This window comes from Agrobacterium vitis, from assembly GCF_014926405.1.
Classification (GTDB): domain Bacteria; phylum Pseudomonadota; class Alphaproteobacteria; order Rhizobiales; family Rhizobiaceae; genus Allorhizobium; species Allorhizobium vitis_H.
Window position 1 is genome coordinate 1,898,524 of the sequence record NZ_JACXXJ020000005.1, and the last position, 13,818, is coordinate 1,912,341.

At 55.9% G+C, this 13,818-nt stretch carries 9 protein-coding genes; 4 read left to right on the top strand and 5 right to left on the bottom strand.

Annotated features, from left to right (window positions below):
- Positions 1-45 precede the first annotated feature (45 nt).
- Both IEI95_RS20160 and IEI95_RS20165 read left to right on the top strand, forming a co-directional pair.
- Positions 46-504, top strand: a complete 459-nt coding sequence (locus IEI95_RS20160; protein ID WP_156534182.1) for an RDD family protein — start codon at positions 46-48, stop codon at positions 502-504.
- A gap of 336 nt (positions 505-840) precedes the next feature.
- Positions 841-1,602, top strand: a complete 762-nt coding sequence (locus IEI95_RS20165; protein ID WP_015915572.1) for an arginyltransferase — start codon at positions 841-843, stop codon at positions 1,600-1,602.
- Between the two features lie 81 nt (positions 1,603-1,683).
- On the opposite strand, the gene IEI95_RS20170 is transcribed toward IEI95_RS20165, so the two are convergent.
- Together IEI95_RS20170 and IEI95_RS20175 are read right to left on the bottom strand one after the other, a co-directional pair.
- On the bottom strand, positions 1,684-3,468 hold the full coding sequence (locus tag IEI95_RS20170; RefSeq protein WP_194416933.1) for a sensor domain-containing phosphodiesterase: 1,785 nt from the start codon (positions 3,466-3,468) through the stop codon (positions 1,684-1,686).
- A 469-nt stretch (positions 3,469-3,937) separates the two neighbouring features.
- A complete protein-coding gene (locus tag IEI95_RS20175) occupies positions 3,938-4,984 on the bottom strand; it encodes a class I SAM-dependent methyltransferase (RefSeq protein ID WP_156534186.1) in 1,047 nt (348 codons plus the stop codon).
- Positions 4,985-5,294: 310 nt separating this feature from the next.
- Here IEI95_RS20175 and IEI95_RS20180 point away from each other — a divergent pair, with 310 nt between their 5' ends.
- The gene (locus IEI95_RS20180) at positions 5,295-7,319 is read left to right on the top strand and encodes a bifunctional diguanylate cyclase/phosphodiesterase (protein WP_194416934.1); all 2,025 of its coding nucleotides are present in this window, start codon (positions 5,295-5,297) and stop codon (positions 7,317-7,319) included.
- A 210-nt stretch (positions 7,320-7,529) separates the two neighbouring features.
- Here IEI95_RS20180 and parC read toward each other — a convergent pair whose 3' ends face one another.
- Entirely contained in the window at positions 7,530-9,806 is a 2,277-nt protein-coding gene (gene parC, locus IEI95_RS20185) for a DNA topoisomerase IV subunit A (RefSeq protein WP_156534190.1), read from the bottom strand.
- A gap of 304 nt (positions 9,807-10,110) precedes the next feature.
- Here parC and IEI95_RS20190 point away from each other — a divergent pair, with 304 nt between their 5' ends.
- A complete protein-coding gene (locus tag IEI95_RS20190) occupies positions 10,111-11,334 on the top strand; it encodes an aq_1923 C-terminal domain (protein ID WP_015915567.1) in 1,224 nt (407 codons plus the stop codon).
- 80 nt (positions 11,335-11,414) lie between these two features.
- On the opposite strand, the gene IEI95_RS20195 is transcribed toward IEI95_RS20190, so the two are convergent.
- A complete protein-coding gene (locus tag IEI95_RS20195) occupies positions 11,415-11,945 on the bottom strand; it encodes an FUSC family protein (protein WP_156534192.1) in 531 nt (176 codons plus the stop codon).
- 4 nt (positions 11,946-11,949) lie between these two features.
- Positions 11,950-13,755, bottom strand: coding sequence for an aspartate--tRNA ligase (gene aspS, locus IEI95_RS20200; protein ID WP_015915565.1), 1,806 nt, complete (start codon positions 13,753-13,755; stop codon positions 11,950-11,952).
- Between the last annotated feature and the right edge of the window lie 63 nt (positions 13,756-13,818).

Here is a 13,818-nt window from a genome sequence, read left to right on the forward strand (position 1 = left end):
GGAGCGGGGCTTCCCATATCATCGTCATCGACCAAGGAGACGATCATGAGCTTCGATCCGAATATGACCACCGTGGCTCCCACCGACTGGCGCGCCTATAGCGGCGTGCTATCGCGCCGGGTCTTTGCCTTCATTATCGATTATGTCATGGTCGGGCTCCTGTGGGTTCCCGCCGCCGTTGTGGTGTTCTTCCTCGGCGTCATCACACTTGGCCTCGGCTGGCTCCTTTATCCCATTCTGTTTTTCATCGTCGCTGGCCTTTATTTCGGTCTGTCGCTGGCCGGTCGCACTCAGGCGACGCCTGGCATGCGAGCCATGGGAATTGCCATGATTCGCCTGGATGGCACCAAGATTGATTTCGTCACGGCCATTGCCCATCTGGCACTGTTCTGGATCCTCAATTCCGTGTTGACGCCCCTGATTCTGCTGGCAGGACTGTTTACTGATCGCTCGCGATTGGTCCATGACTTGCTGCTCGGTACGGCTGCGCTTCGCGCTGGCTGAGTGAAAGTCGACATCCGCTAAAAATTATTAGTCGCGTTAGAAATGACTACAATTTCACGTTGAGCAACCAAATCGTGAAATGAAAGAGTTGACCTTTTGAAATCTTGAGCCATGCTAGACATGAACTTGAAGGTCATGGGCAATACCGGGAATCATTGAAAGTGACTTTTGGCATTGCACTTTCGAATATCTCAAGCGCTTGATGCATTTGAGATATTCGATATTCCTGCAAGGTGAGGATGCGTTAGCACCTTCGATGTCTTGGTGTAATGTGCATTCCCGGCCAACGAAGCAAGCGCGCTTTTCCGGGTGCCTGAGAGGACGCATAGACAAAGCATGAACACGCAGGCTGCTACGTCTCCGCAGTTTTATCTGACAGCGCCCGCGCCCTGCCCTTACTTGGCGGGGGAAATGGAGCGGAAGGTCTTCACGCATCTTGTTGGACCACGCGCGCCGGAAATGAACGATCTTCTGACACAGGGCGGCTTTCGCCGATCGCAGAATATCGCCTACCGTCCAGCCTGCGAAACCTGCCGCGCCTGCATTTCCGTGCGGATCGTCGCCCGGGAATTCCAGCCGAACCGGACCATGCGGCGTGTGGCGGGCGTCAATGCTGATCTCACCAGCAGCGTCTTTGCCGCCCAGCCTTCGACCGAACAATTCTCGCTGTTTCGCACCTATCTCGATCATCGCCACCAGCAGGGCGGCATGTCAGACATGTCGGCGCTCGATTTTGCAATCATGGTGGAAGACAGCCATGTCAAAACCAAGGTGATCGAATATCGCCTGCCGAAAGTGGACGAGGACAGCGACCGCCCCGGCGAACTGGTGGCCGTGGCGCTATCCGATATCCTCAGCGATGGATTGTCGATGGTCTATTCCTTCTTTAATCCGGCCATGGAAAAACGGTCTCTCGGCACATTCATGGTTCTCGACCATATCCGCCGTGCCAACGAAATGGGCCTACCCCATGTCTATCTGGGCTATTGGGTGAACGGCTCCCGTAAAATGGGATATAAAATCCGCTTCCTGCCGCAGGAACATCTGCTCAGCCAGGGCTGGACCCGTTATGAGCCAGAAAGCGGCGTCGAAGAGTAATAAAGATTACTCTTCGTATGCCTTTGGCAGCCTCCTCAAAAGGAGGATACCTCAGCATTTTTTGAGATTTGGTAGAGTTGATCAGGCGACCCGAGCCGCCTGATCGGCAGCCTCACGACGATGACGCAACCATTCCGGCAGGACTTCCGCCGCCATGGGACGCGACAGCCAGAAGCCCTGAATCTCATCGCAACCCATCGCTTGCAGGAGATCGGCAGCTTCCGGCGTTTCGACGCCTTCCGCCACCACTTCATAGCCTAGACTGTGCGAAAGGTTGATCATCGATCGCACCAAGACGCGCTCGCGATTGCCTTTTGCCATATCCGCGACGAAAGAACGGTCGATTTTCACAACATCAGCAGGCAATTTCTGCATATAGGCCAGGCTGCTATAGCCTGTGCCGAAGTCGTCGATCGCCAGCCGGACACCATGGGCGCTCAGCGCGTGCAGAAGGTCGAGTGACTTTTCGGTCTCCCTCATCATCGCCGTTTCCGTCAGTTCAAATTCAATCTGACCCGGCAGAACATCGTATTTCGCCAGCTTTTCCTTCAGTAGTTCCAGAAATTCCGGCTCATTCAAATTGAGAGCCGAAATATTGATCGACAATCGCATGTCGATGCCTTGACCTCGCAGAACGGCCAGATGCGACAGCGCCTTGTCAATCACCCAGGCGCTCATGGCGCGCACCAGATCGGAGGCTTCGATAACTGGCACGAATTCGGATGGTGAAATCGACCCCAGTTCAGGGTGGTTCCAGCGCAGCAACGCTTCGGCGCATTCCGCCTGACCGGTCTTCAAAGACAGCCTCGGCTGGAAAACCAGATGCAATTGATCCTGCGACGCCAGAGCGACAGGAAAATCCTGCAACAGGCGGAAGTTACGGCGATGCAGCAGGTCATGATCGTCGGAGAAAAAGGCAATGCCGGTTTCGCTGTCACGCGCGTCTTGAACCGCACTTTGCAGCGACCGCAGCACGTTTTCCGGCTCCATTGCGCCCGGATTGAACCAGGTCACCCCAAGCGAGGGTGTCATCGTCAAACGAAGATTGGCCACCTCACCGACATCGGACAGCAAGCTTTTCAGCATAGGAAGCAGGCTTTCGGATGTGACGTCCTCCGGCGGGATCAAGGCAAACTGCATCGCGCCAATGTGATAGGAGGCGGTATGATCACCTACCGCCCTCTGCAGGAACTGCGCCACGGAGCGGATGACACCATCCAGATGCGATGGACCCATGACACGCGACAACCGGTCGAACTGCATGGTGCGCGCAAGATCGAGAACGCCGATCAACCGTTCCTTGCCCCCGCCGTGCTTGCCAATGTCAGCAAGGTCGCTCAACAATTGGAAGCGATTGGGCAGACCGCTGGCGGCCTCAATACGGCCAACGGCATGCTGCATTTCTATCTGCGCCATGACCATGGCCGCCATATCGGACAACACAGCCATTTCCCTGTCGCCGACCGTGTGAGGTTCATTATCAAGAACGCAGAGCGCGCCCAGGGAATAGCCATCCGTCGTCATCAGCGGCACACCGGCGTAGAACCGCACGCCAGCCTGACCGAGGGGACTATCGACATAAAAGGCATCATTGTGAAAATCGTTGACGATCAGCGGCCGACAAGTCTCCGCGACTTCAGCGCAGGGTGCCTTGAACCGTGGAATTTGGTTATGATCAATTCCCACTTTGGACTTGAACCACTGGCGATCGACATCTGTCAGCGACACCGCCGCGACCGGCAATCCGAAAAATTCCGATACGATTCGCGTGATCCGGTCGAAGCTTTCGCTCGGCAGGGTATCGAGTATTTTCAGGTTGCGTAGGCTGGTCAGTCTTGCCAGTTCGCGCTCTTGATCCACAGTCATCGCCTTCTTGGTAGGGCTCGAAGCATCTGATTATCATGCCGAAAGCCAGCCACGCAGAAACGCGGTTCCGAAAGGCGCAGCCAGGCAAAAAACTCTTCCGGCTTGCGTATTGAGCACGGTTTGAAATCAAAAACGCTCGCGCACAGCCTTTGTTCCATATGGCGGAGAAGTGATTAAAACCAAGTGACGATATTAACTGCAAAAAGCTTGAATTTATCTATGGTTATAGCATCATGAATCATTGTTTTCATGCAAAACAAAACCCAGAATTCAGAAGAATTCTGGGTTTGGGGAACCACAACCAGTCACTTGGGAGATATGCTGGCTGCAAAATAAATGAAATCGATTTTCTTTAACGAGCCACGCACCTGAAATGCAACGCGCAGGCTCGTGAAATGTCTCATAGATTCTGGATAAAGCCGCAAATATAATATATTCACGGACTTATACAGTAAACTCATAGTTAAGCCTAGCCGATCTTGCGGATAAAGCCGTAGACAATATTGCGATTAGCACCGAAACGGACCTGAGCATCGATATCGCCTTCAGGTGTGCTTGCATGAATAACGCGCCACATGTCCTGCTCGCTACGCAGCAGCAGCGCCCAATTCATGAAGGTTTCCATATAGCCGTCGGTGTCAAAATCGTCCGAGAAATTGGCAAACATGAAAACGCCATTCGGCTTCAGCATGGATAGGCATTTCTTCGTCAGCTTTACCGCCACCTTGTCGTTGAGGTAATCGTAAAGGCCGGAAGCATAGATGAAATCGAATGTACCAAGCTGATGAGAATTGGTCAGCAGGCTGCGAACCGAACCATCGACAGCTTCAACACATGTCCCCTCGAAATCCTGCCGGATCGAGCCAATGCTAAGCGGATCCTGATCCAGGGCAACCCAGCGTTTGATCCGGCCTTCCTTAAGGGCAACGGAACGGGCCCCTTCCCGCAGATGGCCTGCAGCAACGGTCATGATTTCCGCATCCGGACCGCGTGAAGAGGCAATTTCATCCACATGGCGGGCGACGATATCGCGCCGTTCCCGCACCGCTACCGGAGCCCCGGACTCTCTGGTGTGACTGTAAAGCATGCGGCCAAGTTCAGACGCGCCAGCAACTTCTTCCGCTACACTTTCATGTCCATAGATGAAATCGAGAAGATGTGCATCGCCGGAATATCCACGTGGTTTGACGAATGACCAATGTGTAAAGGGGTCTTCGTGAAAAAAATTACTAACGGGATGATTCTGCGCAAGTGGAATAAGGCTTCTCCAGATCTCCGGCGTATATTTTGAACGAATCTTATGGAGATTAGAAATAACGAGCGCCAAAACTTCCTCTACCGGCGCCTTTTTTTGTACTTTCTGCTGGGCAATATTCAAAAAAATCGCAAGTTCTGCCTCAGCAGTCTTGAGATCGCTGTTTCTTCCATCGTTAATTTTCGAAGAAAAAACCGCAGTTGCAATGGTCTCCGGCGTAACCAAACTCTCTCCATCGAGCGTAATTTCAATTTGCTGCATGGGGCTACCCTTAAGATTGAAACAAGAGTGTTAATGACTTTGTAACTATAAAGCCTGATTGTTGATTCCGCGACTGGATGCCAAGGTCTTCTTGAATTAAGGTTAACGACTAAAATCCCCTATTGTATCAGGCCGGTAAAGCATGCACTGCATCGACGCAGGTAAAAAAGCGAGTGTTAATACTCTATAAATGCTGTAAATTAGGGCTCTGACTTTACCGAAAAGACGGCATGACAACGGGCGCTCCAATGAAACATTGGAAGGTAGGGCTTGGATTCCCTCTGAGGACGATCTATCGATGGAATTCAGCATGAAGAATACCCTGCCCGATCCGAATACCGTGACTAGGAGCGGGGTTTCCGATAGAAGGCGAACCGCAGAAATGGCGAAGCTCTACCGGGAAGAGACTGAGCAGGATAGGATCCATAAAGCCAGATTTGGACTTTGGGCAGCCAGCATTGTCTATATCCTATTCTCCATAACCGATTTCCTACTCGTTCCGGATGTTGCCGTAACAGAAATGAAAATCCGGCTGCTCATCGGCGTGCTCGCCATTGTCTCTCTGGAAACGCAGATTTGGCTGAAGGTCAGGGCCGCGTGGATAGACCTGACGTGCTCCATTGCCCTTATTATCGGCTATGGAGTCTGGCTGTATGTGGCCTCAATGACTGAATTGTCTGAGAACCTGCGTTACTACATGGTTTTTGGGACTATTTTCATGATGAGCGCCAACCTTTTCTTTGGCCTGGACTTTCTGCTTTCCATCGCGACATCGGCTGTGGTTCTCCTGCTGTTTTTCTGGAGCCTTACAACCAATTTCGCGGAAGAAACCTCCTATGTTATTGCTTTTGGGACGTTTTTTGTCTCCTGTTTCATTTTCACCAGCTACGTCAATCTACGGCTGAACAGGGAGCGACATAATGTTTTCCTCAACGCGCTGGAGGCACGCAAGCAGCATCGGGAAGCGATCGAACGCGGCAAAGCGCTGCTGCGCCTTTCCAACACAGACTATCTGACCGGCGTTGAAAACCGGCGTGCCATCGATCAGCGATTGCGGGACAATTGGGCTGAATGGCAAAGTTCAGGAACCGGCTTTGCCGCAATTCTGGTCGACGTCGATTTTTTCAAGAAATACAACGACTATTACGGGCATCAAGCTGGCGACCATTGTCTGGTCCTGGTCGCCAATGCTCTGAAGACAGCCCTCCTGCCCTTCAATGCCTCCATTGGCCGTTATGGCGGCGAGGAATTTATCGTTCTGGCTCCAGCCGCCAGCCGTGACGATGTTGGGCTGCTGGCTGAGATGATTCGCATTACCGTGGAAAAAATGTCGCTGGTCCACGATCAGCGCAAGGATGGCATCAACGTCGTCACGGTCAGCGTCGGCGCGGCCTTTACACGCCCTCATTTCGGTCCACGGCTGGAAAAGATCATTACCGAGGCCGACCGGGCGCTCTATTCGGCAAAGGCCAATGGTCGTAATTGCGCGCGGTTGTTCGACCCGAACGACCCGCAAAGCAGCGACGATAGCGAGCACATTGCCGCTTTGTTGCGGGTGGCTGTGGCCAATAACCTTGTTTCCCTCGTCTATCAGCCGATCCTCAACCTCACGACCGGCAAGATCGACGCTGCGGAAGCCTTGATGCGGCTGAAACTGCTAGATGGGACGCCTGTCACACCCTCGGTGTTCATTCCGATTGCCGAGCGCACGGGGTCCATCCTTGATCTCGGCCTGTGGACGCTACGCCAGGCCTGCACCGAAATCCTCGTTCCCGGCCACGCGCCGGTCGTTAGTATCAATGTCTCTCCTATTCAGTTGAAAACCCGCGGCTTTGCCGCCGCCGTCGCTGAAATCCTGATCGATACCGGCGTCGATGGGCAGCATGTCGCCTTCGAGATTACCGAAGGCATCAATATGGATCGTCAATCCGACATCCTGCGCTGCATCAAGGACCTTGAAAATATGGGCATCCGCATCTGGCTGGATGATTTCGGTACTGGTTTCGCTGGCCTGTCCTGGCTGCGGCTCTTCAATTTCGACACGGTGAAAATCGATCGGTCCTTCCTTCAGGACAGCGATACGCCGAAGGGACGCTCCATGCTGCGCGACATCATCGCGCTGGTCCGCAATCGTGGCCACCGCATTCTTGTCGAGGGCATCGAGACCGAGGAACAGCTGGAGTTGATGCGGCAGTTCGACATTGATCATGTGCAGGGATTCTACATCGGCCGCCCGGCCACCTTGGATGTCTTCAAGTCCAAACCCCTGAACCATTTTAGCCCAGCTGAGACGGAAAGCGCAGATGCGCCACTGATTACCCATTTTATCAGCTAAAGCATCGGACCGAAAAGTGGGAACCGGTTTTCGGATGAATCCGATGCGTAAACAAAAACCTAGAGCATCGTTCCGATTCCTATTTTCGGTCCGATGCTCTAGGGCATTCAATGTTTCTCGGAAATGCAGAAATACGCTACAGCCTGAGCCATTGGCAAAACGGAAACGGCGGCCCTGCGCACTACATGGTGCGCAGGACGAAACGGGCAATCAGCCGCTGAATTTGCCGCTGCGCGGGAAGCCCTTGGGAACCGTGCGTCCAGACCCGGCCCGGTCGCCCAGCCATTCCAACAGTTCGTCCTTGCTGCGGGTGAAGCTCCGGCCCGCACTGTCTTCCCAGGAAAGCCCGTCTGCAAGGGTAAAGCACTTGATGTCGGAGACACCGCCGTCCTTATAGCGTTGCAGGCGCACGCCCTTGCCGCGGCTCATTTCCGGGACCTGTGCCAGCGGGAAGACCACCATTTTGCGATTTTCGCCGACCACAGCTACATGGTCGCCGGAAATCGGCACGACCAGCTTGGTTTCATCAGGCATGCCGACATTCATCACCTGCTTACCCTTGCGGGTATTGGCGGTGATGTCGCTTTCCGCGACGATGAAGCCATTGCCACCCGTCGAGGCGATCAGCAGCTTGCGGGCTGGATCGTGGACGAAAGCCGTCAGCACATCCTGATCGTTTTCCATATCGACCATGATGCGGATCGGCTCGCCATGGCCGCGCCCGCCGGGCAGCTTGTCGCCGCCAAGCGTATAGACCTTGCCACCGGTGGTCAGCAGCAGGATCTTGTCGGTGGTCTGCGCCGGGAAGGCCACGCGCAGACCATCGCCTTCCTTGAAGGTCAGGCTGGCTTTATCGTAGCTGTGGCCCTTCAGCGCCCGTATCCAGCCCTTTTCGGAGATGACGACGGTTATCGGCTCTTTCTCGATCATCGCCTGCTGAATGGCATCGACATCGGCGTCCGGCGCATTGGCAAACAGCGTGCGGCGGCGGCCAATGTCGGTCGCCTTGGCGTATTTCTTCTTCACCTCACCGATTTCCGAAGCGACAGTCCCCCATTGCAGGTCGTCAGAGGCCAGCAATGTCTCGATCTCTGCCTTTTCCTTGGAGAGCGCATCGTGTTCCTTGCGGATCTCGAATTCCTCGAGCTTGCGTAAATTGCGCAACCGCATATTCAAGATGGCCTCGGCCTGGTTGTCAGTCAGCTCGAAACGGGCAATCAGCGCGTCCTTGGCCTCGTCTTCCTCGCGGATGATGCGGATCACCTCGTCGAGATTGAGATAGGCGATCAGCAAGCCGCCGAGAATTTCCAGCCGCCGGTCGATGGCCGCCAGACGGAAGCGCGACCGGCGCACCAGCACGTCCTTGCGGTGATCCAGCCATTCCAGCAGCACCTCGTTCAGCGCCATCACCTTCGGCACTTTACCTTGGGAGAGGACGTTCATGTTCAGCGGGATGCGGCTTTCCAGCTCAGACAGCTTGAACAGCGATTCCATCAGGATGGTCGGATCAACCGTGCGACTCTTCGGCACCAGCACGACGCGAACGTCTTCAGCTGACTCATCGCGAATGTCTTCCAGCAACGGCAGGCGCTTGGCGATCAGCAACTCAGCGATCTTTTCGATCAACCGTGATTTCTGCACCTGGAACGGGATCTGGGTGATGACGATCTGGTAGCCGCCGCGCCCGAGGTCTTCCGTCTCCCATTTGGCCCGCACCCGGAAACCGCCGCGCCCGGTGCGGTAGGTTTCCAGCATGCTTTCGCGGCTTTCGATGACAATGCCGCCGGTCGGGAAATCCGGTCCCTCGATGCCGCCGCGCTGCGGATGAGCCGGATCGGCAAACAGCTCTTCGACAGAAGCGCTACGGTTCTTGATCAGATAAAGCGCCGCATCACACAGCTCGTGGGCATTGTGCGGCGGGATCGAGGTTGCCATGCCGACCGCGATGCCGGAGGCGCCATTGGCGAGCAGATTGGGAAAAGCGCCGGGCAACACGACCGGCTCGTCGTCTTCCTCGTTATAGGTCGGACGAAAATCCACCGCATCCTGCTCGATACCCTCAAGCAGAAGCCCGGCAACGTCGGTCATCCTTGCTTCGGTATACCGGTAGGCAGCCGCCGAATCGCCGTCGATATTGCCGAAATTGCCCTGACCATCGACGACGGGATAGCGCTGCGAAAAATCCTGGGCGAGCCGAACAAGTGCGTCATAGACCGACTGGTCGCCATGCGGGTGAAATTTACCGATGACATCGCCGACGATACGGGCGCATTTCTTGAAGGCGGAATTGGGCCTGATCCCCATTTCGCTCATCGCATGGATGATGCGCCGATGCACCGGCTTCAGCCCATCGCGCACGTCAGGCAGCGCCCGGTGCATGATGGTCGACAGCGCATAGGCCAGGTAGCGCTCTTCCAGCGCATATTTCAGATCGATCGGTGTGACGTTATCGCCACCGTCGCCAGGCGGTATAAGACTTTTTCCCATGCCCCTTGCGTAGCCGAGAACCCCTTGCACGGCAAGGATTCCGGGGGATGCACCTGTGGATTATCCGATCCGGGCGTTTAAGGTCTATGAGACAAAATCAAACTACAGCGCCGTGCGCCCTATAGGGCGCACAAAGGTTCGCTGTAGCTCTTTATATCTGCTGCATAATTTTCTCCTTAAATCGAATCCGATTTAAGGAATTATGCAGTAGTACGACAAAAAGCATGGCGGATTTCCGCACTGTCTTATAAAGGATCATGACCGCGCAATCGCGCATATCCTTTTGTTCTTAGAGGGAATTGTTATGACGACGCATAAATCCGCCGGGCCTGCCCTGCGCCGTATCCTCTCGGTCAGTGCCGCCATTCTCGTGCTTCCCTCAGCAGCTTTTGCGCTGGATGGCCAGGATTTGCTCGCCAAGATCAATAAATCCTATACCGGGGGCAATGCCGCCATTACCGCCAGTTCCATCGATATCAACGGCGATGTCGTGACGCTGCGGGGTACCAAGCTGAAGCCAGCCAAAGCGTCGGATACCGGCCCGGATGCCGCGCCAGTCTCCATCGGTGACGTGAAGATGAGTGGCGTCATCGAAAACCAGGACGGCTCCTACGAAATCGACCGGGTCGATTTTCAGCCGCTCAATCTGGTTGAAAACAACTCAACCGTCACCGCCTCCGATCTCTACCTGTCCGGCGTCACCGTTCCGGCCAAGACCGATGGCGGCGACCTCGCCTCCATGCTGTTTTACGAGAAGGCCCATAGCGGCCCGATCAGCGTCAAGGCGGATGGCAAGGAAGTGTTGTCCATGGCCGAGGCCGAAGCGACAACGGCAATCGAGGACGATGGCGCCAGCCTCGCTTTCGAAGGGACTGTCAAAGGCTTCAAGCTCGATCTGTCCACCGTCGACGATCCGAAGAGCCGCGATGCAATCGAAAAGCTCGGGATCAGCATGCTCGATGGCGGCATGACCATGAAAGGCAGCTGGGAACTGCAATCGGGAACGATTGACGTTCAAAACTACACGCTCGATTTCAAGAATGTTGGTAAGCTGACGGTGGCGCTCGGCCTGTCCGGTTATACGCTGGACCTGGTCAAGCAACTTCAGGAAACCGCCCGGGCCATGGAAACCAATGCCAAGGACCCGCAGGCGCAGCAGGCCTCCGGCATTGCCATTCTCGGTCTGATGCAGCAAATGTCCTTCCTGGGCGCCGATATCCGCTTCGACGATGCCGGCATTACCGAGCGGGCACTGGCCTATAGCGGCAGCCAACAAGGCGTCTCGGGCAAGGATATGGGCCAGATGGTCAAGGCCATGATGCCTTTGATGCTGGCCCAGGCCAAGCTTGGCGATTTCCAGAATGTCGTCACGTCAGCCGTCAATGCCTATATCGACAATCCGAAGAGCCTGACGATCTCCGCGGAACCGCAGAACCCGGTCCCCTTCCCGATGATCGTCGGCGCAGCCATGGGCGCACCGGAGACGCTGCCCAAGGTTCTGGGCGCTAAGGTAACGTCGAACGACTGAGGAGCGTCAAGCTCGAACACAGACGATAAAAGCCGCCAGACTGGCGGCTTTTTTTGTGAAATGCGTTATTGCAGATTGCGCTATTTTTCCTGCGGCTCCTGCCCTGCATCGTTGCTGGGCGTGGTCGCTGTGTCATGCAGTGTCGTCGCATTGCGAAACAGGATGAGCGCGAAGACAAGTCCGGTGGAGACGCCGATGATGACATCGAGAAAGCGCACCAGCCCACCGGTCGCAGGGCCAAGCAGGATGACCAGAAGTGCTGAGGCGCCAGCCTGGATAGGCGTGACGGGTGCCAGATTGGCCAGCGCGCCCAGAAACATCGCGGCGAATATGGCGAGCGAAATCTGGACGCCGAGTACGGTTATCGGCAGGAGAAAGATCAGCTCGCCGACCGCGATGCCGATGGTCACGCCAATGACAACATTGATACCTTGGCGCAGGTGATTGGGAATGCCCGGAGCCAGACAGATGATTGCGGCTATGGCGGCAAAAATCGGCTGCTGATGGCCGAACAGCCAGTGGGCACCATAAAACGCGACCGCCGCAGCTAAAGCTGCGGCGGTCGCGTGGCTGAAGGCATCCCGGATATGGCTAGCAAACCGGGACCACATCGGTTCAGTCTTTCTTAGGCGTCGGCACCACGCGCAACGCCAATTCGCGCAGCTGAGTCGGCGTTGCCGGAGCCGGTGCGCCCATCAACAGATCCTGCGCCTGCTGGTTCATCGGGAACAGCGAGATTTCGCGCAGGTTCTTGGCGCCCACCAGCAGCATGACCACACGGTCGATACCGAATGCGCAGCCGCCATGCGGCGGTGCGCCGTATTGGAAGGCGCGGTAGAGGCCGCCGAAGCGTTCTTCCACGTCCGTCTGGCTGAGACCAACCTTCTCGAACGCCTTGACCATCAGTTCTGGTGACTGGTTACGGATCGAGCCGGAAGCGATTTCAAAGCCGTTACAGACAGCGTCATATTGGTAAGCCTTGAGTGTCAGCGGGTCTTGGCTGTCGAAGGCTTCCAACCCGCCCTGCGGCATGGAGAACGGGTTGTGGGCGAAGTCGATCTTCTTTTCTTCCTCGCTCCATTCGTAGAACGGGAAGTCGACAATCCAGCACATTTCAAACCGGTCGCGGTCAATCAGGTTCAGCTCTTCGCCTGCACGGGTGCGGGCTTCGCCAGCGAACTTGTAGAACTTGGCCGGATCACCGGCGACGAAGAAGCAGGCGTCGCCAGCGCCAAGGCCAAGCTGGGCGGCAATGGCGGCGGTGCGTTCTTCGCCAATATTCTTGGCCAATGGGCCGGAACCGGCAACCTTGCCGTCTTCTTCCTTCCAGAAGATATAGCCAAGGCCCGGCTGGCCGGTGGACTGCGCCCAGGCATTCATGCGGTCGCAGACGGCGCGGCCAATCGCGCCGGTTGCTTCCGTATGCTTGACCGGGATCGCCCAGACCTCAACCTTCGGGTTGGCGGCAATCATGCTTGCGAAAATCTTGAATCCTGAATCAGCAAAATGCTCGGTCACAGCCTGCATAACAATCGGGTTGCGCAGGTCTGGCTTGTCGGAGCCGTATTTGCGGATGGCTTCATCATAGGGAATGCGTGGCCATTGCTTCGTCACGGGCTTGCCTTCGGCAAACTGTTCGAACACCTTGGTCATCATCGGTTCCATCGTGGTCCAGACATCTTCCTGGGTCACGAAGCTCATTTCCACGTCGAGCTGGTAGAACTCGCCCGGCAGGCGGTCAGCACGCGGGTCTTCATCGCGGAAGCAAGGGGCGATCTGGAAGTAACGGTCGAAACCAGCCACCATCAACAGCTGTTTATACTGCTGCGGAGCCTGCGGCAGGGCGAAGAACTGGCCTTCGTGGATACGGCTTGGCACCAGAAAGTCACGCGCACCTTCGGGCGAAGAGGCGGTTAGGATGGGCGTGGTGTATTCGGCAAAGCCAAGCTCACTCATGCCGTTGCGCATGGATGAAATAATCTGGGTGCGCTTGACGATGTTCTTGTGCAGGGTCTCGCGGCGAAGGTCGATGAAGCGGTACTTCAGGCGCACATCTTCTGGATAGTCCGGCTCGCCAAACACCGGCAGCGGCAATTCCTTGGCGACGGCGAGAATTTCGATTTCCTGCGCATAAAGCTCGATTTCGCCGGTTTGCATGGCCTTGTTGACGGTCTCATCGGCGCGGGCCTTGACCACGCCATCGATGCGGATCACCCATTCGCCGCGCACGGTCTCGGCCAGTTTGAAGGCCGGGCTATCGGGATCGGCCACCACCTGCGTGATGCCGTAATGGTCACGAAGGTCGATGAAGAGAACGCCGCCGTGGTCGCGGACGCGGTGGACCCAGCCGGAAAGGCGCACGGTGGCACCAACATCGGACTTGCGGAGAGCGGCACAGGTGTGGCTGCGATAACGATGCATTTCGAACGATCCTGGACATGTGTAAAAGGTCAGCACGGACGCAAGGAATGCGCGCTTGGCTGG